This is a genomic window from Acetatifactor muris, from assembly GCF_024623325.1.
In the GTDB taxonomy this organism is placed as follows: domain Bacteria; phylum Bacillota; class Clostridia; order Lachnospirales; family Lachnospiraceae; genus Acetatifactor; species Acetatifactor muris.
This window is the reverse complement of the sequence record NZ_JANJZD010000033.1, coordinates 18,506-42,547: the sequence shown is the minus strand read 5'-3', so window position 1 is coordinate 42,547 and position 24,042 is coordinate 18,506. Positions and strand designations below refer to the sequence as shown.

19 protein-coding genes are annotated in these 24,042 nt (G+C 50.9%); 2 read left to right on the top strand and 17 right to left on the bottom strand.

The window, feature by feature from the left end; all coding sequences use genetic code 11:
- Positions 1-101: 101 nt before the first annotated feature.
- The 16 genes from NSB25_RS23060 to NSB25_RS22985 all read right to left on the bottom strand — a co-directional run bounded on the left by NSB25_RS23060 (position 102) and on the right by NSB25_RS22985 (position 20,527).
- Positions 102-1,280 carry a HAMP domain-containing sensor histidine kinase gene (locus NSB25_RS23060; protein ID WP_103241770.1) on the bottom strand — a complete coding sequence of 393 codons (1,179 nt, stop codon included), beginning with the start codon at positions 1,278-1,280 and terminating at the stop codon, positions 102-104.
- Positions 1,268-1,942 carry a response regulator transcription factor gene (locus tag NSB25_RS23055; RefSeq protein ID WP_103241769.1) on the bottom strand — a complete coding sequence of 225 codons (675 nt, stop codon included), beginning with the start codon at positions 1,940-1,942 and terminating at the stop codon, positions 1,268-1,270. Before NSB25_RS23055 ends, NSB25_RS23060 begins: the two co-directional genes overlap by 13 nt.
- Before the next feature lie 80 nt (positions 1,943-2,022).
- Entirely contained in the window at positions 2,023-3,522 is a 1,500-nt protein-coding gene (gene hemZ / locus NSB25_RS23050; RefSeq protein WP_330406195.1) for a coproporphyrinogen dehydrogenase HemZ, read from the bottom strand.
- Between the two features lie 6 nt (positions 3,523-3,528).
- Complete coding sequence (locus tag NSB25_RS23045; RefSeq protein WP_172455247.1) at positions 3,529-6,072, bottom strand: transglutaminase-like domain-containing protein; 2,544 nt, start codon at positions 6,070-6,072, stop codon at positions 3,529-3,531.
- The gene (locus tag NSB25_RS23040; protein ID WP_103241766.1) at positions 6,062-7,069 is read right to left on the bottom strand and encodes a DUF58 domain-containing protein; all 1,008 of its coding nucleotides are present in this window, start codon (positions 7,067-7,069) and stop codon (positions 6,062-6,064) included. The genes NSB25_RS23045 and NSB25_RS23040 overlap by 11 nt, the downstream gene beginning before the upstream one ends.
- On the bottom strand, positions 7,066-8,016 hold the full coding sequence (locus NSB25_RS23035) for an AAA family ATPase (protein WP_242982579.1): 951 nt from the start codon (positions 8,014-8,016) through the stop codon (positions 7,066-7,068). Before NSB25_RS23035 ends, NSB25_RS23040 begins: the two co-directional genes overlap by 4 nt.
- A gap of 120 nt (positions 8,017-8,136) precedes the next feature.
- Entirely contained in the window at positions 8,137-8,799 is a 663-nt protein-coding gene (locus NSB25_RS23030) for an MBL fold metallo-hydrolase (protein WP_172455246.1), read from the bottom strand.
- A 533-nt stretch (positions 8,800-9,332) separates the two neighbouring features.
- A complete protein-coding gene (locus NSB25_RS23025; RefSeq protein WP_242982581.1) occupies positions 9,333-11,636 on the bottom strand; it encodes a RelA/SpoT family protein in 2,304 nt (767 codons plus the stop codon).
- A gap of 97 nt (positions 11,637-11,733) precedes the next feature.
- Complete coding sequence (locus tag NSB25_RS23020; RefSeq protein ID WP_103241764.1) at positions 11,734-12,258, bottom strand: adenine phosphoribosyltransferase; 525 nt, start codon at positions 12,256-12,258, stop codon at positions 11,734-11,736.
- 45 nt (positions 12,259-12,303) lie between these two features.
- The gene (locus tag NSB25_RS23015) at positions 12,304-12,720 is read right to left on the bottom strand and encodes a CBS domain-containing protein (RefSeq protein WP_103241763.1); all 417 of its coding nucleotides are present in this window, start codon (positions 12,718-12,720) and stop codon (positions 12,304-12,306) included.
- The gene (locus NSB25_RS23010; protein ID WP_103241762.1) at positions 12,717-13,433 is read right to left on the bottom strand and encodes an HdeD family acid-resistance protein; all 717 of its coding nucleotides are present in this window, start codon (positions 13,431-13,433) and stop codon (positions 12,717-12,719) included. Before NSB25_RS23010 ends, NSB25_RS23015 begins: the two co-directional genes overlap by 4 nt.
- A 106-nt stretch (positions 13,434-13,539) precedes the next feature.
- The gene (locus NSB25_RS23005; protein ID WP_103241761.1) at positions 13,540-14,043 is read right to left on the bottom strand and encodes an SEC-C metal-binding domain-containing protein; all 504 of its coding nucleotides are present in this window, start codon (positions 14,041-14,043) and stop codon (positions 13,540-13,542) included.
- Positions 14,044-14,548: 505 nt separating this feature from the next.
- Entirely contained in the window at positions 14,549-16,354 is a 1,806-nt protein-coding gene (locus NSB25_RS23000; protein ID WP_103241760.1) for an ABC transporter ATP-binding protein, read from the bottom strand.
- Positions 16,347-18,062 carry an ABC transporter ATP-binding protein gene (locus tag NSB25_RS22995; RefSeq protein ID WP_103241759.1) on the bottom strand — a complete coding sequence of 572 codons (1,716 nt, stop codon included), beginning with the start codon at positions 18,060-18,062 and terminating at the stop codon, positions 16,347-16,349. Before NSB25_RS22995 ends, NSB25_RS23000 begins: the two co-directional genes overlap by 8 nt.
- A 129-nt stretch (positions 18,063-18,191) precedes the next feature.
- On the bottom strand, positions 18,192-19,982 hold the full coding sequence (locus NSB25_RS22990; RefSeq protein WP_103241758.1) for a flavodoxin family protein: 1,791 nt from the start codon (positions 19,980-19,982) through the stop codon (positions 18,192-18,194).
- Complete coding sequence (locus NSB25_RS22985; protein ID WP_103241757.1) at positions 19,979-20,527, bottom strand: PadR family transcriptional regulator; 549 nt, start codon at positions 20,525-20,527, stop codon at positions 19,979-19,981. Before NSB25_RS22985 ends, NSB25_RS22990 begins: the two co-directional genes overlap by 4 nt.
- Positions 20,528-21,967: 1,440 nt before the next feature.
- Between NSB25_RS22985 and NSB25_RS22980 the strand changes: the two genes are divergently transcribed.
- The gene (locus NSB25_RS22980; RefSeq protein WP_103241756.1) at positions 21,968-22,483 is read left to right on the top strand and encodes an ATP-binding protein; all 516 of its coding nucleotides are present in this window, start codon (positions 21,968-21,970) and stop codon (positions 22,481-22,483) included.
- A gap of 67 nt (positions 22,484-22,550) precedes the next feature.
- Positions 22,551-23,039, top strand: coding sequence for a GNAT family N-acetyltransferase (locus NSB25_RS22975; RefSeq protein WP_103241755.1), 489 nt, complete (start codon positions 22,551-22,553; stop codon positions 23,037-23,039).
- A 69-nt stretch (positions 23,040-23,108) separates the two neighbouring features.
- Here NSB25_RS22975 and NSB25_RS22970 read toward each other — a convergent pair whose 3' ends face one another.
- Entirely contained in the window at positions 23,109-24,005 is an 897-nt protein-coding gene (locus NSB25_RS22970; protein WP_103241754.1) for a hypothetical protein, read from the bottom strand.
- Between the last annotated feature and the right edge of the window lie 37 nt (positions 24,006-24,042).

Genomic DNA, 24,042 nt, shown 5'->3' with positions numbered 1-24,042 from the left:
TATCCAGGTTCTATAATAGAATCTAAAGGATGATTCTATTATCAAAGAGACATTATAAAAGAAAAATAACAACAGAAAGACAATGAAAAACGCCGGATTACTTACGCAATCCGACGAAATATTGCTGTCACCACAGCCCCTCCCTGCTCATCATTTCCCAAAACCAGTTTTCCCCCATGCTTTTCACAATACAGCCTGCTGATATACATTCCAAGCCCCGCATGTTTCAGGCTGTCTTTTGCATTCTGCCCATAGAACGCTTCCGTAATTTTTTCTGCCTCTTCCCGAAAACCATCCCCGTCATCCATGACACAGATGCTTAACTTTGCATATCCGATATTTACCGCAATTGTAATCTGCTGTTTCCCGTAACGCAGGGCATTTGACAGGAGATTTTCCGTTACCTCCAAAACCACTTCCCTATCCCCGTAAAATTCTTCCTTTGATTCTGACACCTGCAACACACATTGTTTCCCATACTCTTTTTCCAAAACGGCAAGTTCACCCTGAATATCCTTCTCCAATTGTCCGGCGCAGATACTCTCCGGGTTCAGCTGCCGGTTTTCCAAACTGCTCAATTTCCGCATTGCTTCTACAAAGGCATCCATACGTTCAATCTGGCGTCCGCTTTCTGACAGCATTTCCATTGCCTGTCCCAGATCAATGTCTTCGCCCGGCAGATATTCCATCAGCATTTCCTGATACCCTTTCAAAACGGACAAGGGCGCGCGTATATCGTGGGCAATGGCCGCCCGCAGCATCTTTTCCTCCTCCACGGTCTGCCATAAGGCCTGATTATTTCTGGCAAGCTGTTCCCGCATCCGCTCAAACTCCCTGCAAAGCTGGCCCATCTCGTCCTCATTCTCATAGGAAAGGGAAAAATCCAACTGATTCTCTGCAATCTTTTTGGAGCCTTCCGCCAGTTCTTCCATGGGCCGCCTTAACTTGTTCCGGTAAAAGAGGAAAACTGCCCCGCAGCTTCCTGCCATAGACAAGATCACCACAGCATAAGTCCCTAAAAAATCGCAAAGTTCTGACACAAAAAATTCCGACTGTGTCATCTCATAAGAACTGGGTCTTGGAATCTCCACTATATAACCGTGAGCTTTCTGTTCCGCTTCGATCAATGCTTCTTTATCTATATAATTCCACCAGATACGCCTTTGTGTCTGTTCGGCAATTCTGACAATGACAGCCGAGAGCAGAAAACTGAAAAATAAGGCAACCGCCATATACAAAAGAATGGTTTTTCTCACGGAAAGATTTCTTATTTTATCCATCGATATCCCATCCCCCATACGGTTTCAATATATTTGTTTTCCGTATATTGCTGAATCTTCTTTCTGATTCGGCGGATCAGCTCTGTAACCACCCTGCTGTCCCCTTCCGCATCATAACCGCAGACCCTCTCATAAATTCTTTCTTTATCAAAGACCATCCCCGGATTCATGGTCAAAAATTCAATAATTCCATATTCTGATTTTGTCAGCTCCAGATAATCTGCGTGAATCTGCACGGTCTTCGCCTGATAGTCAATGCACAGCTCCCCCTGGAAGCACACTTCTGTCTTTTCTTTGCGCCGTGTCTCCCGTTTCAGATGCGCCGTAATCCTTGCATCAAGCTCTTTCAGACGAAAAGGCTTTAAAATATAGTCGTCACCCCCGGAAGAAAACCCGTTTACCACGTCCTGTTCCTCTACCCGCGCGGTCAGAAACAAAATCGGGCAGTCTACTTTATCCCGCACCCTCCTGCACACCTCTATCCCGTCCAAATTCGGCATATTGACATCCAGTAATATGATATCCGGCTGCAGTTTTATTTTCTGTAACCCCTCCACCCCATTCTCTGCCGTAATGACTTCATACTTCTTTATTTCAAAATACTTTTTCAGCATTTTGAGCAGTTCGGTATCATCATCAATAATCAATATCTTATACGCCATTTCTGTCCCTTTTCAATGTCCGGCTGCCATGCCAAAAATACAATCCAACCTTTTGGATCTGCACACTGGATAACCTCTCTTTAATCCTCAAGAAGTTTCCGTTTCCTCTCAATCATCTCGTCGATTCTCTCTATGAAAGAATCCACATCCTTGACATTTTCGCAACGTTCGATCAGTCCGTCCGGATGCACCCTTTTGCTGATGCTCCCGGCTCCGACAGCGATAATGGTCTGTTTCTCCTCCATAATCAGAATATTATACAGTCCCGCCTTCCCCTCTCTGGCATATCCCACATTCTCGAAATTGCCGGACATATTCTTCTGCCGGTACAGATAATAAGGAACCAGTCCCAGCCTTTCCGCTCCCCGGGCCGCAATTTCCATGGTCTCATCCGTGTTGCACAGCATGGATACACCGTTCTCCTGAACCCACTGGCTCAGCCGGGAGGCGCGCTTGACGGCAAGGGAATGCACTGTGAGACTGTCCGGCCCCAGCTCCACAATCCTGTCAACGGTACGCCGCACATCTTCGGCGCTTTCTCCCGGAAGCCCCAGAATCAAATCCATGTTGATATTGTCGAAGCCAATCCGGCGGGCCCGGGCGTAAGCCTCCTCCACCTGTGCCACGGAAGCCTTTCTTCCTATCAGGTCCAGCGTCTCCTGCTTCATGGTCTGGGGATTTACCGATATTCTGTCTACGCCATGCCGGTACAGCGTCCTGAGCTTCTCCTCCGTGATGGAGTCTGCCCGGCCCGCCTCCACTGTAAACTCCTTCACGGTGGAAAAGTCGAATAACCGTTTCAGATTGGTCAGCAGCCTGTCCAGTTGCTCCACTTCCAGTGTGGTAGGCGTACCGCCGCCGATATAAACGCAGTCCAGTATTTTATCCCTGTACGCCTCGGCTGCATACTCCATCTCCCGAATCAGACAGTCAATGTAACTATCCACCTTCTTCCGGTATCCGCTCACGGGAAAAGAAGTGAAAGAGCAGTACAGGCAGGTAGTGGGACAGAAGGGAATCCCGATATAGAGACTGTAACCTTCCACAGGATCGCTGCATTCCGAGCCGGAATCCGTCGGCGTTTTTTCCCCATGGCGAATACCTGCCAGAAGCGTTCTTTCCCGCCTGGCAATGTCCACAGAAAGTCTTGCCTTCTCTTTACTGACAAAATATTTCTGCCTGTAAAAGTCCACAATCTCTTCTTCACTTTTCCCCTGGTCCAGCATACCATAGGCGATTTTCGTGGGACGAATTCCCGTGAGATTCCCCCAGGGAAGGGTTCTGCCTGTCATCTGACTCAGAGTCAGATACAGAAAGCGTTTAAAGCCCTCCTTCTCCCCCTCTGCCTTCCAGCAATATTCTCTGTCATCCAGCGTACACAGCACGCTGTCTCCTTCCTCCCGAATGCGGAAACGAATTTTTTCCTGCAGAAGCGACCGTTTTTCCTCCCCGGTTTCCGGCGTCAGAACCTTTACCTGTTCCTCCGGATAAAACGCCTGTACAATCGCATGCACATCATATTCAAAATTCTCTCTGTTCACATCCACAACCAGCATTTCCGCTCCTCTTTTCCTTCTCACTCCAAATTATCCCAGCAGCACCCTTTTATAAAAAGGCATTTTGCCATATACCTCTTCGCGCATTTTCTCATACAGAAACCGCATTTCCTGAAGCTCTTCCCCGGAGGGCTCCCTGTCTCCGAAAGTATTTTTCTCCAGAATGCCGCAGAAAGCTTCATACTCTTCTCCAGTCACCCGGGGACAGGTCTGACGAAGGAACTGCTGGAATCCTCTGCCGTCCGCAGCCAGCCTTCCCGGACAGCCTGCCGCCCGGAACACCCTGCGCAGTTCCCGGTATAAGAGGAATATTTCCTCCCGGGCTCCCGCTGCTTCCAGACGCCTGTGCCAGCGCGCTCTCTTCCGCCTTCTCGTCCATACTGCCGCCAAAGTCCCGCCCACAGCAGCCAGAATCAGGGATACAGCTCTCCACACAGCTGCGGGAACACCCTTTTGTCCATTCCCGGAGCCTGCCACTCCCTGAGATACGGCCTCCTGTCCTTCGATGTCAGCCGACTCCCCCTTCTCCTCCTGCAGAGGATCTGCCGTCTCTGCTTTCGATTCCTCAGACGATGCCTCCGGCCCTTCCGGCACAGGATTCTCCGGTTCCCCGGAAGCTTCCTGCCCTGAAAAAGGCTCCTCTTCCCAGCCGTCAGGCAGAAAATCCTTCTCCTCCATCCAGAACCTTTCTCCTGTAAGCTGCCCCACATATGCCGCCTGTTCCAGCCGATTGTCCTGTGCAAAGGCCACCGCCCCCGGCGTCATCTCCACAGGAATCCATCCCACACCGTCCAGATAAATTTCGGCCCACGCATGCGCCTGCTTTCCCGTAATCACTGCAGTATATGTATTCTCATCATTCGCCGAAAAGTCGGAGGGGGATACCACGTACCCCGTCACATAGCGCGCAGGGATTCCCAGATAGCGCAGGGCGAGCACAGCCGCAGATGCGAAATGCACACAGTAGCCTTCATGGCTGTCAAAGAGAAAATATTCCACGAAATCCGTATCCGAAGGATTCCGGCCCACATCCAGATTGTAAGAAGCCTGACCCGACAGGAAGCTCATAACTTCCAGAATCGAGGAATGGATACTGTCTCCCTGAAATCTATCCTGTTCCAGCTGTCTCGTGAGCAGCGGCAGCCTTTCCCGTGGATATTCCAGGAAATTATCATACACATACTGACGATATTCCGCTTCCAGTTCAGCCCAGTCTTCCGAAAGCACCTCCCAGCCCACATATCCTTCCGGAAAACGGTATTGAAATCCATATTCTTTCCCTCTGCGGGCCGCACTGCCGTCCCCGCGAACCTGAAATTCTTCCGTGAGCAGAGCGCCGTAAGGATAGATGCTGTAGCTCCCTCTGCCCCCTATCTCCCGTATGGCCATATGTCCGTCAGCCGCATTCTTTTGGATCTCCCCCACAGCCATATAGGTGATATTGGGCCAGGCAGCGTAGTCGGAAGGCAGGTCCAGGCCGTGTTCCCCATAGTAGTCTTCCAAATGTGCATCCGGCCAGGCTTCCCATTCTTCTTCCCCGTAAGTCCCGCCTGTAAACCCTTTCAGATACAGCGCTCCCGGCGGCATACTGTCCACAGTTACACTGTACACTCCCGCCCCCGTGTAGCTGAACAGATTCCGGCGGTACAATTCTCCCGTCACATCCGGTCCTCCCCCGAATCCATAGCCCGAACCGGGCAGGGCATTCTGCAGCGCGGGAATCCACTCCTCATTTACCGCTCTGTAAAATGCCTCTCTGTCCTCCTGCAGCGCATCATACTGCCTGTCCATCTCCGGCAGAAGGAAGCGGTACACAAGCCCCATACACAGGCCCGCCAGGGCTGCCACACAGGCAGCCGCCCACACACCTGTCCCGGGTGTATCCGCAAATTCCTTCTGCACCAGCGCACCCACCATACCCAGCACACAGAAGATCAGAAAAAAATAATCCGGAAATACATTACAGGTAAAGGCAAGCAGAAGCCAGAGCATATTGCCCAGAAGCAGACAGACACCTCTGCCGCGGTTCCAGAAAAAGCCCGCCGCAAGTTCCAGCGGAAAAAGGAAAAAAAGAACACTCCCCGTGACCAGTCCTGCCCCGGTGTCGGCGCTGTGCCGAAGCTTTGCCAGCACCGCGGCGTCAGCCGGCCAGGTAATATGAAACAGATATCTTTCATTGAGATGCTTCACCGTATTCTGCATCCCAAGAGACCATCCTGTCAAAAGCTTTTCCCTGAAAATCACTGCTGTCAGAAGATACAGCGCCGCACATATTCCCATGCGCCAAAGCACTCTTTTTTTATCTCCGCCCTTTTGAAGCAGCAGCACTGACATACAGATGAGAAACAGACCGCCCCAGAACAGGGTGCGGTCAAGTCCAATCACTGTCAGTACATTTTCACCTGTAGCAGCACCGCCCCCGGCCCCTTCCGCGGCAATCTCCCCGGCGGGAACCGCCCAGGGAATCTGCAGTACCTGCACCAGGGCCCCTGCAATGCCGATGCTGTTGATAAACAGAAGCAGCAGATCCGCCAGATGCCCCAGTCTTAAGAATTGCTTTTTCTCACTCTTCATATACACACTGCTCTCCAACATACAGCCGGCAGTCCTCTTCCAGATGAAATTCCTGTTCCAGAAGAGGAATTTCAGCCTCCGGAAACGGCATTCCTGCCGCCTCCTGCATCAACAGCAGATAAATCCATGTCTGCAGTGACTCCACATCTGTAATCTCCTGTCGGAAAAAGCTCTCTCCGCTCTTCCACACCGCTTCCATTCTGGTCTGCGTTGGCTGGTTCTCCGCAAAAAAATACAACAGCGAACAGGCCCTGTCAAGATACCGGTCCCAGTTTTCCGACTGTGATCGAAAGGCATCCGAAAAGGAGAAAAAGAAACGAAACGAATTGCTTTTTTCCATATCTCTTACCTGCATTTCCCCATCCTTCGCCATCAGCTTCCAGTAGATGCGATGCAGGCTGTCGCCCGGCAGGAAATCTCTCAGCAGCAAGTCTCCCTCCTGCTCGCCCATCCGGCTTACAGGATTCCCCAAAGCAGTCTCCAGCACCTGCGCAGAGACAGGCCCGATCACCGGTGTAATGCAGATTTCCACGCCCTCTCCCTTTTTTACCGGCAGAGAAAAAAGTCCCAGACAGTCATAAATTACTGCTTTTTTCATCTCAATCCGCACCCTGCCGCAGTGCTTTGCCGTCAGCTCCACAGGTATCTCTCTGATGGAATTCCTCCGGATTCCCCGAATTCTCAGCAGCTGCTTTTCCCCCTGTTCACCGGGCAGATGCCATCTCATCCACACCCATATCCCCGATATGGGCAGAATTCCTCTGGCTCTGGCCCGCACTCTCACGCGAACCTTCACCGTATCCCCCCGGGATACAAATATCCGGTCAGTCAACAGGGTAACTTTACAGGAATGAAACTGGAAAAGCAGCAGAATAAAACACAGGGCCGGAATACAGACCGCGCAGCAGAGCAGAAAGCGCAGTCCCTGATAATCATAGAGCATCATCTGAAAAAAGCCTGCCGCCAAAAGGAGCAGATAACAAATTCTTCTCGTCATACTCTTTCGCCAAGTCTGGGTTCCCGCACCTGAGACAGTGTCTCGTCCAGGATATCCGTAACCTTTCTGCCGTTTATTCTGGCTCTCTGATTCAGGCGGATCCGGTGCATCCCCACATCATAAAGCGCCGCCTTGATATCCTTCGGCACACAATAATTTCTTCCCCGTATGTATGCATAAGCTCTGGCCATTTTCCCCAGCGCCAGCGTTCCCCTGGGACTTAAGCCCAGATCGGTACACTCATTTTCCCTGGTGGCTCTGGAGAGCAGAGTCATATATTTATAGAGTGCATCATGGATAAAAATGTTCTCCGTCTCCGCCTGCATCATCAGCAGCTCTTCCCCGTTGATTACGGGCACAATCCGGTCCAGAGGTCTGCCCCTGTGACGGCTTTTCAGCATCGCAATCTCGTCCTCCAGCTCCGGATATCCCATGGTAATGCAGATTAGAAATCTGTCCATCTGGGCCTCCGGCAGTCTCTGCGTGCCGAAAGACCCTACCGGATTCTGGGTTGCCAGCACAATAAAAGGACGGGGCACCGGTCTGGTGACACCGTCTATGGTCACATTTCCCTCCTCCATGACTTCCAGAAGCGCAGACTGGGTCTTCGGCGAAGTTCTGTTGATTTCATCTGCCAGCAGCAGATTACACATCACCGCTCCCGGCCGGTACACAAAGCTCTCTGTCTCCTTCCGATACATGGAAAATCCTGTAATATCCGCCGGCATTACATCCGGCGTAAACTGCACCCGGTTGGATTTCAGCCCGCAGGCTCTGGAAAAAGCAATGGCCATCTCCGTCTTGCCCACTCCCGGCACGTCCTCCAGAAGCACATTTCCCCCGGCCAGTATAGCAGCCATTACTTTCTCGATACAGTCGTCTTTTCCCACAATGGACTTCCTTACCTCGTCCATCACCAGGTGGGCCTTTTGATATCTCTCTTCCAAACCCTATTTCCTTTCCTCCTCCGCAGGCGGCAGCTTCCTGTTCATCACCGGTTGCCCTTTGCAGCCAGATCTCAGCAGTCGGTTCCCGTGAGAAGCCGCCACCTGCGAACCGAACCCATCTCAGACGCAGAAAGGGTTGTTCCTCTTCTCATATCCGATGGTAGTGCTCTCTCCATGGCCCGGATATACCCTGGTGTCCTCCGGCAGCACAAAAAGCCTGTCCTTAACAGAACGGACCAGTGTCCCCATACTTCCCGTGGGGAAATCCGTCCGCCCCACAGACTCCGCGAATAAAGTATCCCCCGATACCAGAATGCCGGCCTCCTCAAAGTAGTAACAGCATCCTCCCGCCGTATGTCCCGGTGTGGCAATCACTGTGCAGGTCATTCCTGCCAGAGTAATCTCCTGTCCGTCCTTCACATATACATCCGCATAAGTCTCACAGGCTCTTCCCGCCTGCTCCGACACATTCATCCGGGCGCTCTTCAAAAGCTCCCGCTCCGCCTCACAGGCATAGGCCTGCACCGGCCCGCCGCCCTCGGCCTCTGCGGCGGCATTTGCCGCATCCCGCAGCCCGTCCAGTCCCCAGATATGGTCAAAATGGCCGTGGGTCAGCAAAATCCCCGCCACCTGAAACCCGTTTTTTGCCAGCGCGGAATAAATGTTCGCGCCCTTGTCCGCAGGGTCCACCACAATTGTCTCATGGGCTCCCTCTCGATACAAAAAATAGCAGTTCGTCTGGCACACCCCCAGCACCATGCGCCCTATCTTAATCTCAGCCATACCATTTATCTCCCTGAAATTTTCTAAAAAATTAATTTCCAATTTGCTTTCATCTTCCCGGCGTATCCATATTCCATAAAGAGTGCATGAATTCAAGCTGAAGATTCTTCAATTCTTTTATCCGTTCAGCAATCATACTTAAATACATTTCTTCCGAATGGTACTCACAGATTTCTTCCTCTGTACATCTTTTAAAGCCGGACAATATACTGCTTCTTCATTTGAAGATATGATTTCTCATTCCATCTACCGGCATTGATACGAATACACACGAATAATTCTTCGTCTGATGCGATATAGTTATAAAAGTTTTTTAAGCTTTCTTTCACAGGATATTACTCCCTTCACCCGACATATATCAAAGACAAAAAATTTAATTATACATGCATTATATCGAATACAATAAAACGGACTGAGACAAAATTAACGAACCGGTGCAAGTCCGGAAGAATGCTGCACTTGCATTCTTCCCGGAATGACTTAGATTTTCTTAGGTCAGGTCCTTTCTGACCTTAGAAAATCTTCATTCCGTTTTAGCCGGTAGCTCTCTCAATGTCCACCACACTTTCGATTCCCCGGATTTTCTCGATGACCCGATTCAGTTCCTCTCTGCTCTCCACCTCAAAGGACATCTGCAGCGTGGCCAGCCCCTGTCTGCTGACCCTCGTATTCAGAGACAGTATGCTGATATTTTTTTCCGTCAGCGCTTTTGTGATATCTGCCAGCAGCCCGTTGCGGTTATTTGCATAGATGTCAATCTCCGCCACGTATTTCTCCGTGGCATCCTCCGGCGCCTGCCACTCCGCATCAATGATGCGGGCCCGCTCGATTTCAGGCAGATTCATCATATTCACACAGTCGGTCCGGTGAATGGAAATCCCTCTTCCCCTGGTGACAAAGCCCACAATCTCGTCTCCGGGCACCGGCGAACAGCATTTTGAAAAGCGGACAGACAAGTCTGCAATTCCGCGCACCACAATACCGCTTTTCGATTTTGCTGCGGCGGTTCTGTTGATGGAAGCCGCCCCCGCTTCCGCGATACTGGCCAGAACTTCCTCGTTGGTCATGGCCTTTTTGTGTTCTCTGTCATAAAGGTCCTGCATCTTGTTGACAATCTGCCCTTCCTTCAGCGCCCCATGACCGATAGCTGCAAGCACGGAATCCCAGTCTCTGAATCCGTACTTACGCATCACCGCACTCATATAGTCTGTCTTCATCAATTCGGAAAGGTTCACCGCTTTCATCTTGCAGTAATTTGCCAGCAATTCCTTTCCCTTGACAATGTTGTCTTCCTTCAATTCATTCTTAAACCACTGATTGATTTTATTCTTCGCCTGGGTGCTCTTAACCACATTCAGCCAGTCCCGGCTGGGTCCCTTGGAATTCTGGGAAGTGATAATCTCAATTCTGTCACCGTTCTTAATCTCATAATCGATGGTCACCAGCTTGTCGTTGACCCTGGCGCCTACCATTCTGTTGCCAACCGCGGAGTGAATGCTGTAGGCAAAGTCAATGGTTGTGGAGCCCGCCGGCAGATTTTTCACCTCACCTGTGGGTGTAAAGCAATACACATTGTCGGAGAACAGATCCAGGTCGTTCTTCAAAAGCTTCATAAACTCCTGATTATCCGACATATCCCGCTGCCACTCCAGAATCTGCCGCAGCCAGACCAGCTTCTCTTCCTCCTGGGCCTCCACCCTTTTGCCGTCGGAAGCCTCCTTGTATTTCCAGTGAGCAGCAATCCCGTATTCCGCCGCCTTATGCATTTCAAACGTACGAATCTGGATTTCAAATGGCTGCCCTGAGCTGCCGATCAGCGTGGTATGCAGCGACTGATACATATTCGCCTTCGGCATGGCGATATAGTCCTTAAAACGCCCGGGAATGGGTTTGTACATCTCATGGATGACCCCCAGCGCCGCATAGCAGTCCCTCACGCTGTCCACAATAATCCGCACCGCGAAGAGATCATAAATCTGATCCAGCGTCTTGTCCTGATTCAGCATCTTTTTGTAAATGCTGAAAAAATGCTTCACCCGACCGTCAATTTTCGCCTTGATGCCCGCTTTTCTGATATGCTCGCTGACCTCGTCCACTATGCTCTGAATATATTTCTCACGGACACTTTTCCTCACGGAAATCTTATCCACCAGATCATAATAGACATCCGGCTCCAGATATTTCAGCGACAGATCATCCAGCTCAATCTTCACCTTGCTGATTCCCAGCCTCTGCGCAATGGGACAGTAAATCTCCAGTGTCTCCTTCGCGATCCGCTGCCTGCTCTCCGGCTTTTTATACTGCAGCGTACGCATATTATGGAGTCTGTCCGCCAGCTTGATCAGAATCACCCGGATATCCTTCGCCATGGCCAGAAACATCTTCCGGAGGTTCTCCGCCTGCATCTCCAGCTTTTCATCCGGCTGGTCAGTCCCTGTGGACAGGGGAATCTTCTCCAGCTTCGTGACACCGTCCACCAGCAGAGCCACATCGTCTCCGAATTCCTTCTTCAAATCCTCCTCTGTCATAATGGTATCCTCCACCACATCATGGAGAATACCAGCCACTATGGTTTCCTTGTCCAGCTCCAGATCGGCCAGGACAATGGCTACGTTCAAAGGATGAATGATATAAGGTTCTCCGGACTTACGGAACTGATCTTTATGCGCTTTCTCAGCAGTCTTATATGCCTTCTCAATCATGGAGATATCGTCGCTGGGATGATATTTCCGCACACGGGCAATAAGCTCCCGATATAATTCTTCGGGATCGACAAATTCATGATATTCACTCATTTTTCCGTCGTCAAAAAATTCCTCGTTCTTTTCTTCCGCCATACTCATCCACACTTTCTACGCCCATTCAGTGCTCCCGGAGCCTTCTTTCCCGGTAAAACCCCTGCTTTCCACAAGAAGCTTATCTCCCGGACAGTCTCTACTTTCCCTGGTAGCAGATCGCCGAATCCAGACGGTATCCCGCCAGCTTCTCTCTGCCTTTCAGTCCTGCCAGCTCCATCAGCACCACGATTCCCACAACTTCTCCGCCCAGGCTTTCCACCAGCTTCACCATGGCTTCGGTGGTTCCGCCTGTGGCGATGAGATCGTCCACTATCAACACTTTCTGACCCGGTTGAATGCTGTCCTTATGCATCTCAATGACGGCACTGCCATACTCCAGGTCATAAGAGACAGAGACAGTTTCTCTGGGAAGCTTCCCTGCCTTCCGAATCAGAACAAAGGGCTTTTTATTATTATAAGCGATAGGCGTTCCAAATATAAATCCCCTTGATTCAGGTCCGGCCACCACATCGTAATCCAGATCCTTTACCAGCTCCTGCATGGTATTCACTGCCAGCTGCAGTCCCTCTGCATCCTGCAGCACACTGGTCACATCCCGGAAAATAATCCCCTCCTCGGGAAAATCAGGGATACTGACTACGTATTCTTCCAGTTTCTTCATCTTAACTACCTCTTTTCCTGTATGTATTTTCGTTCCCGCCGTCTGTCATTCTCTGTTCTGGTCCACAAAATATTTTATGATATCACTTCGGGTGACAATGCCGATAAAGACACTTCTGTCGTCGATAACCGGTACGAAATTCTGATTTTTCGCCCGTTCCAGCAGATTCTCCATGGCCGTGTCAATGCAGGCCGGCTTTACCTTTCCGTTCTGCAGAAAATCCCGCACAGTCATATGCTCCAGATTCTTCAGCGTGATATCCTCCAGATTCTGATTGTAGGCAAGTATATTCCAGAGAAAATCCGCCACGCTGATCACACCCACATACCGGTCCTCCCTGTCAATGACGGGTATGGCTGAAAATCCGCTTCTGCGCAGCTTCTCAAGTCCCTGCCGCAGAGTCATATCGTCCCGCAGATAAGCCACCTCCGCCTTTGGCAATAAAAAAGATGCTATATTCACATTTCCGCTCCTTCATCACTGACTTTTTCCGACGTCTCTTCGTCACTTTTCTCCGCCCCGTCTTCCCTTCGCGCCTCTTCTGCGCCATTCTCTTCCTGCCCTCTGCGGGAATTATTTTCCTTCACTATCTCTTCCACGAAGCTGCTGTCCACAACCTCCATGCGGTCCACAAACTTTTTCAGCCTGCCCGCCACATAGACAGCCGTTATGCAGTCTGTGACACCGCTGAAAATCAGTCCCGCGCCCACCAGCTGGAACAGCAGAATCACGGTGTCAAAGGGATTGACGATCAGTATCACACCGAAAATCACATTGATAACGGCCAAAATCAGCATCGCCGCCCAGTTTCCATATCCGGCCCGTTTCATGTCGATTACATTCTGCAGCTTGCCGCAGCCGCTGGCCAGCACCAGAATCCCCAGTATCACGGGAACCAGAGAGATAATCCATTCCACCTTATATAGAAAAAGAATGCCCACCGCTATCCCCACAAGCCCATACCCGAAATCATGGCGATAATAGTTCAGGCTGTTGTCCCTCAGCAGATAGCAGATCATGGACACAGCCCCCACCAGAATAAGCAGTATCCCGATCAGATAGCCCAGCGTCTTAATCATTGTCTCCGGAATAATAAGGGTCACAATTCCCAGCACCACATACAGCAGGGAACTCAGTATGGCATCCCACTTGACTTTTTTCAGCAGTTCTTTCATCGCGCATTCCTCCTCATAGAAGAAATTTTTTTACAAAAAGAACTCTTTTCGCTGAAAAGAGTCCTTTCTCCTCCTGTGAACGGCTGCTGTCAGCCTTCCCGGTCGCTTACCTTTTGCCGCAGCATTTTTTATATTTTTTGCCGCTTCCGCAGGGACATGGATCGTTCGGATATATTTTGGCACCCTTCACAATCGTGGTGGAGGATTTCTGCTCCTTATACAGAGCCTTCCTGGTATCTTCGTCAAAAATATCCTCCCACTCTTCCAGATTATACAGCCAGTCAGCTTCGGCAGCCACCATATTCTTATAGAGAAGAGCCTTGTCGAAGCCTAAATTTACCTCCGTATCCTCCTCCATCTCCTCAATGGGATTGGCCTCCTTCAGACTGTCATTGATGCCGTCCAGGAAACCGGTCATTGTCATCACAGACACCTCATATCTGTCGGCCAGCTCCTTCACCGTGCCCTTTACCACATCCTCCGGATTCTTCAGAAGTTCGGCGTAAATCTCCTTCTCCTCCTGAAAATAATCCTGCCAGAGCGCCTGCAGTTCGTTCTTATCTGCCGACTCGTTGTATGCAATTTCTCTCCATTTTTCCAATAAAGCCATATTCTACCACCTTTTAAATCTTTCCGGCCTGCAGCCGGATGTATTCTTCCGCGGAGAATTCCGAGATTTTTTCCGCTTCTAACAGTATATACCAGATTATCATCGAAGACAATAAAAAATTTTTTAAAAAATTTACATCGCCATGTATAGATACCGATTTTCAGGCAACAATAGTTAATGTCAAGGAACCCCCTCCTTTGATAAGAATTTTTCACCAAAGATAAGGATAATACTTATCCTCCCCTAAGAGGGGCTGAAAGCCACCTCTTTAAGAGGGGCTATAAGCCACCCTCTTTAAGAAGGGCCAACGGCCACCTCAAAGAGGGGCTGAAAGCCCCCTCTTTAAGAAGGGCCAACGGCCACCTCAAAGAGGGGCTGAAAGCCCCCTCTTTAAGAAGGGCCAACGGCCACTTCTTTATTCCGGGCTTCGCGTTGGTGCAGGCCCGGGATTTTTATGTGCCTCTCAGTCACCCCTGAAGCCAGGTGGTCGAAACCGTTATCGTCATCACCCTGTCTGGGTCTTATACATCAGCGCATAGCGCCCGTCCAGCGCCATCAGCTCCTCATGGGTTCCCTGCTCCGCAATCTCCCCCTTCTCCAGCAGAATAATCATATCAGAATCCCGGATGGTGGAAAGTCTGTGTGCAATGATGACCGATGTGCGGTCCTCGCAGATTTTCAGCATGGCACGCCGTATTTTCTGCTCGGTAACAGTGTCCACTGAGCTGGTAGCCTCGTCGAGAATCAGAATCGGCGCGTTGGCAAGAACCGCTCTGGCTATGGTGATTAACTGTCTCTCCCCCTGAGACAGCTCCATTCCACCCTGTTCCAGCACAGTATCGTATCCTTTGGGCAGACGCTGGATAAATCCGTCCGCCCCCGCAACCCGCGCCGCCTGCCGAATCTGCTCCATGGCAGCCTCCGGGTGTCCGTAAGCGATATTGTCTCTGACGCTCTCGGCAAATAATGCCGTATCCTGCAGCACCACACCGAAAGCCGCCCGCAGGTCATCCATTTTGTAATCCCGCAGATCATGTCCGTCCAGCAGAATGCTTCCGCCCGATACATCGTAAAATCTTGTAAGCAGATTGATTATCGTGGTCTTGCCGGATCCTGTGGCGCCTACAATGGCAGTCTGTGTTCCCGCCGGGATCTTCACGGACACATCTCTCAGCACCGGCTTATCAGGATTATATCCGAAGCTTACATGCCGAAGCTCGATATTTCCCCTGGGCGCCGTCAGGTGCAGGGCCCCCTCTTTGTCCGCCGGCTCCGGCTCTTCGTCCAGAATCTCAAACACACGCTCCGCACCGGCTACGGCAGTCTGAAAATTATTGTAAATATTTGCGATTTCCACAAAAGGCCGGGTAAACTGGCGCACATAGAGCAGAAAACTGGTAATCAGGCCGATGTCTCCGATACTGCCATTCACAAACAACACCCCGCTGAACACTGCAATGGCCACATAACAGAGATTATTAATCACATTCATCAGCGGCATCAGATAGCCGGACCATATCAGAGCGCGAATGGACACCCGGCAGAGTCTGGTATTTTTCTCTTCAAATTCCCGCTCCATCTCCTCTTCCCGGCAGAATGCCCTGACGATGGAAAGTCCGGAGATACTTTCCTCCACCTGCCCGTTCAGCGCACCCAACACCTTCTGACGCTCCAGGAAAAGCTTTCTGGTCCGCTTTGTCACGATTTTCGTCAGAGTGAAAATCAATACCACCCCCACAATCGCCACCAGTGTCAGAAGCGGGCTCAAAGTCACCATCATCACAAAGACACCGCCGATGGTAAACGCATAAGTCAGAAGAAGCGTCAGGGAACTGGAAATGGTGATGCTGATATTATCCACGTCGTTGGTCAGACGGCTCATCAGCTCACCGTGCCTGTGCCTGTCGAAAAAGGCCAGAGGCAGCGTCTTAATCTGATCGAACAGTACCCTCCGGATGTGATGAATCACATTCTGTCCGATGGAAGCCATAAAAAAGGCCTGCAGAAATCGAATCAGCCAGTCACAGACATACAGCCCCGTCAGACAGACCAGAATCCAGGTGAGCGCATCCCCTCCGCTGATAGCCGTCACAGCCTTTCCCGTCACATAGGGTGACAGAACAGAGGCTCCGGAAGCCAGTCCCGACAGCAGGAAAATCCACCCCAGTCCTTTCCTGTGGCCTTTGGTCAGCTGCCACAGTCTCCCCAAAGTCCCTTTCATATTTTTCGGCTTCACCACGACACCGCCCCGTCCGGGACGGGATATCCCGCCGGGATTTCTGGGCGGCACATACTCTTTATTCTCAGCCATTCAGCCCACCTCCAATCTGAGAGTCATAGATTGCCTGATAGATTCCGCAGGAAGCCATCAGCTCCTCATGTGTCCCGTAGCCTTCCACCTGCCCGTTGTCCAGGCACAGAATATGGTCCGCGCGCATGACAGTGGAAATGCGCTGGCTGATCAGCAGTACGGTAACCTGACTGGCCGTCTTCCTCAGACCGTTCAGCACGGCCGCTTCCGTCCGGGCATCCAGCGCGCTGGTACAGTCGTCAAGAATCAGGACCCGGGGGCAGCGCACAAGCGCTCTCGCTATGGAAAGCCGCTGCTTCTGCCCGCCGGACAGATTCACTCCCCCCTGCCCCAGCAGAGTATCGTATCCCTGACTGCTCTGCCCGATAAATTCATCTGCACAGGCGGTTTCCGCCGCCGCTTTCAGCTCCTCCTCAGAGGCGTCGGCACGGCCCCAGCGCAGATTATCCCGGATTGTTCCGCTGAAAAGCAACGCCTTCTGAGGGACTACCGCGATGGCATTCCGCAGCTGTTTCGTATCCATCCGGGTCACATCGCAGCCGTCCAGCAGGACCTTTCCTTTCCCGGCATCATAGAATCTGGGAATCAGATTGACAAGCGTGGTCTTCCCCGAACCGGTAGAGCCGATGATTCCCACCGTTTCTCCGGGATTGATATGAAGATTTATATTAAGCAGAGATTCCCTTCCCGCTCCCGCATAGGCAAAGGAAACATGTTCAAAGCGGATATCTCCTTTTATCTCAGGTGTCAGCGGATTCTCCGGCAAATGCTGGGCCGGTTCCTCGTCCAGCACCTCCCGAATCCGTCCGGCGGAGGCTGCGGCGCGAACCGCGGTATTCAGTGCATTGGAAATCATCATCACAGAGAAAAGAACCTGGGTCATATAGTTGACAGAAGCCATCAGTCTGCCGATTTCGGCGCTTCTCTGATTCCTGGAAAGCCACAGCAGCAGCACAATACCGAAATTGACCGTCAGGTTAATCAGCGGCGAAAAAATCGCCATGGCCCGAAGTGCTGAGACATTGGCCGCCGCAAGCGCCTGAGAAGACTCCTGAAATTTATCTGTCTCCTCTTCCTCCGCGTGAAAAGCTTTCACCACACGAACGGAAGAAAGGAATTCCCTTGTCACACCGTTGAGGCCATCCAGTTTCTTCTGCACTGTGCCAAACCGCGGATAACCGATCCGCATATTCCCCCAGACCAGCAGAGAGACCACGAAGATGATAACGGCCATAACCGGCGCCTGTCCGGGCGTCTGGAACATAATCAGCACAATGGCGCCGATACAGGTAATGGGCGCCTTTACCATGATACGCATGATTCCATTCACAAATTCCTGTATCTGCGTCACATCATTGGTAATCCGCGTAATGATGGACGCCGGCTGCAGGCGGTCTATATTTTCCATGGAAAGCCGCTGCACATTATGATACATATCCCTGCGGAGCTCTCTGCCGATTGTCTGAGAAGTCCGGCTGGCAAACTGGTTGCGCATGACAGCAGAGAATGCGCCGGCCCCGGCAATGCCCAGCATAATCAGTCCATAGAAAAGAATCCGTCTGACATCAGCATTTTTCACGCCTTCGTCCACAATATAGGACATAAAGGTAGGCTGCAGCAAATCTGCCATTGCCTCCATTGTCAGGAAAAAAGTTGACAGCAGAAAAATACCCAAATGTTTCCGTATGTATTGCAGAATCAGTTTCATAACACTTCCTCCAAAATATTTGGTACCTTGCTATTGTAGCGAAGTTCTCCGCAAATGTCAAGGTACCTGATGGTTTTTGTTGTAAACTGTCATTCCGCAGCAGTTTCGTTCCGCCGCCGGGCAGCCGACTCATTTCCTCATGGCGGCAACCCTTGCCGGATACCATTTCTGGAACCACTGTGTAAAAATCCCCATCAGCGCCGGCAAAGCAGAATTCACCGCCCCCGTCCATACGCCCATCCCACTTCCTATGAGAAAATATGTCCACACAGGCGTCACCAGATATAATATTCCCCAGAGCAGCGTCAGGATCCGGTTCGTCCGCATAAAAATGGGATTTGCCAGAGCCTCCTCCCCATTGTACTGATTCATGGAATAATATGCCGTCAGCGGAATTCTGCAGAGGCAGCTTGCCGTCCACATAACGCCAAAGGCAAAGTAAGACAGCGGAAGCACAATCTGACCCGGAACACGCAGCAGAGAGGCCATGGAAAAGGCTGTCACCAGCACACCTGACAGAGAATCATAAATGGTCTTCTGATTCCTCCGCAGGATAAACGGTACCAGAACACAGGCTGCCAGAGGCGGAAAGCAGCCCCAATATCCGTCAAAGGACACCGCCACCCAGAAAACAATCCAGGGAATCAGCAGATTCATCATATTCGTCTCTCTGTCCTGTCCCCGGCTCCCTCCCGGATTCTTCTTACCATTTTTCCGGCCTGTGTCTGCCGCTTCCGCCACATTTCCTTTTCTACTTTCTATTTCACCGCTTTTTTCGTTCTTTCCTTTGCCGCCGCTGCCGCCAAAATATTTATCCCAGTTCAGCATCATGGAGAAATCTCCCGTCACCCGGTACAAATGCTGCATCAATGCCGCATCTCCTCTTATCTCTCCGGCTGCGATAGAACGCCACACCGTAATCGGCGTCTCAATTCTCGTAGTGGCTGTCCGGGAGCTGTCCGTGACCACCTGACTTCCATTTTCTCCCAATACCACCTGATAGCATTCATCCAAATCCGTATAGTACATTTCCAGAATCAGCTCTCTGCCGGGATAATTTTCTTTCCGATAAAGCCCTGCCATCTGCCTGGTGAAAACCAGGGCATCCGATTCCCGTTCTCCGGTCTGTCTGTCAATCCCCCAGCTGGCATCCGCCATATTCTCGAATATCTCCTTCGGATACAATAGCTGCTTCAGCGCCTCCTCCGTCTGCGGCTGAATCCCTCCCTGCATGTATTCTCTCCCTGCTTTCCGCACATAGTCCAGGTATTCTCCTGTCCTCCGGGACAGCTCCGGCACTCGGAACAGTTCTCCCTGCCCACAGAAAACAGTCGTATAAGCCCTGTCTGCGCAGATATGGTCAAACAGGCTGTACACCCCGTCATAATTTCCTTCCGCGGTATAAAATCCGCAGGTAGAGATGAGGACCGTCTTCTTGTCGCTCATATCATACCGGGACGGATGACTGCCGTTGCCCCTTTTCCCTGTATTTTCCTCCATAAAAGGAAGCACCATGGGCAGTTGACGGTCTATGAGATTCTTCAGGCCGCCCGGCACTGTAAAATAGTAGAGCGGAAAGCTCCATATAATCACGTCTGCCCAGAGCAGCTTCCCAATGACTTCCTGCATATCGTCCTGGATGCAGCATCTTCCAGGTGTCCGGTTCCAGCAGGAAAAACAGCCCAGACAGGGATGTATCTCCAATTGGGTTACCTGTATTTCTTCTATTTCAAATGACGCTTCCCCTGCGTCTCTCTCTGCCGTCTCCGGAATCTCCTTCTCTCCCGTCTGCGCCTTTGTTAACCGGGCTTCTGTACGCCCCTTCACACTCTCCCGCATTCCTTCCAGAAACTGCTCCGTCAGCTTCCAGGTATTGCTCTTTCTCCCCTTCGGGCTTCCGTTGATCACCAGAACCTTCATCTCTCCCCATCCCTTTCCAGCTTTTCAATACAGCTCTCCGCCCACTCCATATGCATCCGCAGATTTCGCCGTCCATAGTCCACAGTCATATGCCAGTACTGTGCCTTTTCTCTGTTATCCAAATAATTGCTGTAATCTTCTATATGCTTCGGCACGGCCTCAAGGCTGTGTAAAAACAGTTCACAGCAGGCTTTCAGATTTTTAAAGTAACGGATATTTTCCTCTCTGTTCCGTTCTCCCATAAAAAATACTTTCATCAGTATCGGAATTCTCTGTGCCATATCCGGACTGTCCTCCGAAAGCCATCTCAGCAGCTCCTCACGTCCTGCCTTTGTAATGGTGAAGATATTTTTATCCGGCTTTCCCTGCTGTGGCACACAGGTTTTCGTGACCCATTCCTTCTGCTCCAGAGTCTGCAGTTCACGATAAATCTGGCTGGTTCTGGCATTCCAGAAGTAGCACAGGGAATCCCGGAAAACGGTATTGATTTCATAGCCTGTCATGTTCTGATAATTTAAAAGACCTAAAATTCCGTGTTTCAGCATTTGGGGGGCTCCTCTCTATTTGCTGTCTGCATTACTTACTATATTCTACTTGTAGAATATAGTCAAGGAATTTTCCGGGACTGCTTTGGATTTCCGGGATTCCTGCAAGGACTGACAGGGGACTGCCGCTAAGTCCAGGTTACTGCGGCGAGGCAAGTTTAAAGCAAAGGGACGGCAGAGGAGGCCGGGGGCTCTTTCCTCGGCGGGGTAACGCGCCGGTAAACTAATCCTCAACTTCGACTAAAGCGCGAAAGTACCGCGCTTAAGTCTGCGTAGAGGCTGGATTTTACCTCTGCTAAGGGCACCCCTTGGTGCTTTCGGAAAGAGCCCCCGGCCTCCTCTGCCTGTTTCTCTGCAGGTTACACTGGCCTGGGACAGATATGGAGTAAGCGTTCTGGACTGGCATGGTTTGTAAAGTTCCAGGCTTCTGCAGCCATAAGTTGGTCTGCGCTATTACCCCACGAAACCATGCGGAAAGACAGGCGGAGAAGGGGTGGGTAGCTCTTTCCGACAGCACCAAAGGGGTGACCTTAGCAGAGATGAAATCCACTGCCTACTGAAACTTAGGAGCGGTGCTTTCGCTCCTTAGTTTCTGTTGGCAGTTAGTTCATCGGCGCGTTACCCCTGCCGAGGAAAGAGCCTCCCGCCCCTTCTCTGCCGTCCAATTCCAGCCATCTGCCAACATGAGTCAATCTGCGGTACTTCCTCCTAAAACCTGCGGAAAGACAGGCGGAGAAGGGGTGGGTGGCTCTTTTCGACAGCACCAAAGGGGTGACCTTAGCAGAGATGAAATCCACTGCCTACTGAAACTTGGGAGCGGTGCTTTCGCTCCTTAGTTTCTGTTGGCAGTTAGTTCATCGGCGCGTTACCCCTGCCGAGGAAAGAACCTCCCACCCCTTCTCTGCCGTCCAATTCCAGGCTTCTGCAGCCATAAGTTGGTCTGCGCTATTACCCCACGAAACCATGCGGAAAGACAGGCGGAGAAGGGGTGGGTGGCTCTTTTCGACAGCGCCAAAGGGGTGACCTTAGCAGAGATGAAATCCACTGCCTACTGAAACTTAGGAGCGGTGCTTTCGCTCCTTAGTTTCTGTTGGCAGTTAGTTCATCGGCGCGTTACCCCTGCCGAGGAAAGAGCCTCCCACCCCTTCTCCGCCGTCCCTCTGCTTTAGGGTAAGGGCCCTCGTTCGTCCTTGCAGAAATCCCGGACTCTGGCGGCAGGCCCCTCCATCAAAAATCTGTTGCAATCCTGCCAGAATTATGTTAACCTGTTCTCAGCCAGAGAAATCTGTTTTCAATCTAAAGGCTGCCCAAAGCCTTTCACACCACAGTTCGATCTTCTTGCCAGGCACAGGCCCAAATCCCAAAAATAAGGAACCACAGGCCACAGCAGGAAGGACAGGCGCCCTCCCGCACATTTCAGAGAAAGGAAAGGATTTCAAAATGATTGTTTTAATAACAGGTGCATCACATACCGGCAAGACAGTTCTTGCTCAGAAGCTGCTCGAAAAGTATAAATATCCGTATTTATCAATAGACCATTTGAAAATGGGTCTGATTCGCAGTGGAAGAACAGACCTTACGCCTTTGAGTGAAGACAGTGATTTAACGGAGTATTTATGGCCTGTTGTCCGTGAAATGATTAAGACTGCCATAGAGAACAGACAGAATCTTATTGTGGAAGGATGCTATATTCCATTTGACTGGGAAAAGGATTTTGAGAAAGCGTATCTGGCTGATATCAGGTATTATTGTCTTGTTATGAGTGAGAGATATATTCAAACGCATTTCAGTGAGATTAAAAAATATGCGAGTATCATTGAAGATCGTTTAGATGACGAGTACTGCACTTTGGACCGCGTGTTGGAAGAGAATGCAAGAGTGCTGGAACTTGCTCAGAAAAATAATGCAAATTATATTCTTATTGATGATGAATATAAAGTCACCATCAACCTGTAGTGTCAGGACCAGGTATCTCTCAATACCCCTCTGAGCAAAACAGTGTAACGCAGCAAAGGAGCAACCCATGAAGCTGGAAATTCAAACTAACAAAATGCCGGAAGCGATTTCTGTCATGCGGGAAGTAGCCCTCTGGGGACGTCGGAAAGGCTACCGTGTGTGGCCTGAAGAGTGGCTGACACCGGAAGAGCTGCTGACAGAAGATGTTCTTCCGGAAAACTTCTGCATTGGTACCGTCGAAGGCGAAACTGCCTGTGCGTTTCTTCTGCAGTGGAAGGATTCGGAATACTGGCCGGATGCGCCGGCATTCGAAGCAGCCTATCTGCACAAGCTGTGCGTACGCCGCGCTTTCGCAGGCATGGGTATGACCAGGCTTGTGGTGGATGCCGTCAGAGCGAAATGCCGGGAGCGGGAAATTCGTTACATTCGTCTGGATACTGCATTGGATGAGCAGGCCGTCAGGAAAATCTATCTGAAGACAGGCTTTAAAATCGTCGACATTATAGATTATCCCAACGGCAGGTCCATGGCCCTTTATGAGCTGGAGGTAATTTGACGGGTTCCGCAGAGCTTTCTCTCGTGATGGAACCGGCCCCTCTCCGTCGTCAGAATCTTCCTGGTATTTTTATACCGGAACCTCTGTTTCCTTATATTCCGCAACCTTCCGGCTCACCAGTTCCCATGAAATGTCTGCGCCTACGATAAATTCATAATCGCCCCAAATGCGATCCAGCTCGGCTTTTATTCCGGGAACATCTGTCAGAATGTCCGCCCCTGTCCTCACATAATAATCCGGCAGCAGTGCTCCCACGATGATTCCTGTCTGAGGCGCACCCGGTTCCTCTCCCTGTCCCAGTGCACTCATCATTTTCAGATGGCTGTCCAGATAGGCATCAATCTCCAGATGTACTCCCATCATTCCATTAAAGTCAAAAACCTGGAATGGTGCCTGGCCAGGGACGGCAATCTCATTCCCTTCTCCCCAGAACGCCGGGCTGTCACCCAACTCATAAAGCTCTCCGCACAAATCCTGCAATCCCCTGAATGTTTCTTCCGAAAGCGGTTCCTGAAAAGACTTCAGTACCATATCCACCGCCCAGCCCAGCTTTCCAAAAACCTCACAGCCGGGAAGAGAAGCCAGCCGTTCTCCCAGCTTCACAAGCCTGGCCAGGGACAGCAGACCCCAAATCCGAATCTTTACATCGTTCAGGTTCGCTGCCATGCCTTCTATCTGCGCAGGTAAATCATTGTACAGCGTAGATATATCCTCCAGCTGCCCGATGCGGTCGGAGCAGTCGTCCATCAGCTTCTCACCGACCTTCTTGTAAATCGAATCATCAGCACTGTAAATGGTATCCGCCCGGCTCAGCCACAGCTGCGCCTGATATGGGTTCCCGGCTTCCATAGCCTCCACACCCATTCGATAATAAACCTTTACCAGCCCTGCCCAGTCTCTCTTCCGACAGCATTCTGCCAGCTGCTCCTCCGAAGATCCTCCCTTTTTTCCAAATAAATGAAACATTTGTACACACTCCTTTATTCCTGTTTTTATATCCGAG

Bases quoted from the DNA above. Each gene is read 5' to 3' on its own strand.
- NSB25_RS23025 (WP_242982581.1), bottom strand. From the start codon at position 11,636: ATGGCGGAAGAAAAGAACGAGGAATTTTTTGACGACGGAAAAATGAGT.
- NSB25_RS22985 (WP_103241757.1), bottom strand. From the start codon at position 20,527: ATGCTGAAACACGGAATTTTAGGTCTTTTAAATTATCAGAACATGACA.
- NSB25_RS23060 (WP_103241770.1), bottom strand. From the start codon at position 1,280: ATGGATAAAATAAGAAATCTTTCCGTGAGAAAAACCATTCTTTTGTAT.
- NSB25_RS23000 (WP_103241760.1), bottom strand. From the start codon at position 16,354: ATGGCTGAGAATAAAGAGTATGTGCCGCCCAGAAATCCCGGCGGGATA.
- NSB25_RS23020 (WP_103241764.1), bottom strand. From the start codon at position 12,258: ATGAAGAAACTGGAAGAATACGTAGTCAGTATCCCTGATTTTCCCGAG.
- NSB25_RS23030 (WP_172455246.1), bottom strand. From the start codon at position 8,799: ATGGCTGAGATTAAGATAGGGCGCATGGTGCTGGGGGTGTGCCAGACG.
- NSB25_RS23010 (WP_103241762.1), bottom strand. From the start codon at position 13,433: ATGAAAGAACTGCTGAAAAAAGTCAAGTGGGATGCCATACTGAGTTCC.
- NSB25_RS22970 (WP_103241754.1), bottom strand. From the start codon at position 24,005: ATGTTTCATTTATTTGGAAAAAAGGGAGGATCTTCGGAGGAGCAGCTG.
- NSB25_RS23055 (WP_103241769.1), bottom strand. From the start codon at position 1,942: ATGGCGTATAAGATATTGATTATTGATGATGATACCGAACTGCTCAAA.
- NSB25_RS22975 (WP_103241755.1), top strand. From the start codon at position 22,551: ATGAAGCTGGAAATTCAAACTAACAAAATGCCGGAAGCGATTTCTGTC.
- NSB25_RS22995 (WP_103241759.1), bottom strand. From the start codon at position 18,062: ATGAAACTGATTCTGCAATACATACGGAAACATTTGGGTATTTTTCTG.
- NSB25_RS23040 (WP_103241766.1), bottom strand. From the start codon at position 7,069: ATGACGAGAAGAATTTGTTATCTGCTCCTTTTGGCGGCAGGCTTTTTT.
- NSB25_RS22990 (WP_103241758.1), bottom strand. From the start codon at position 19,982: ATGAAGGTTCTGGTGATCAACGGAAGCCCGAAGGGGAGAAAGAGCAAT.
- NSB25_RS22980 (WP_103241756.1), top strand. From the start codon at position 21,968: ATGATTGTTTTAATAACAGGTGCATCACATACCGGCAAGACAGTTCTT.
- NSB25_RS23045 (WP_172455247.1), bottom strand. From the start codon at position 6,072: ATGAAGAGTGAGAAAAAGCAATTCTTAAGACTGGGGCATCTGGCGGAT.
- NSB25_RS23005 (WP_103241761.1), bottom strand. From the start codon at position 14,043: ATGGCTTTATTGGAAAAATGGAGAGAAATTGCATACAACGAGTCGGCA.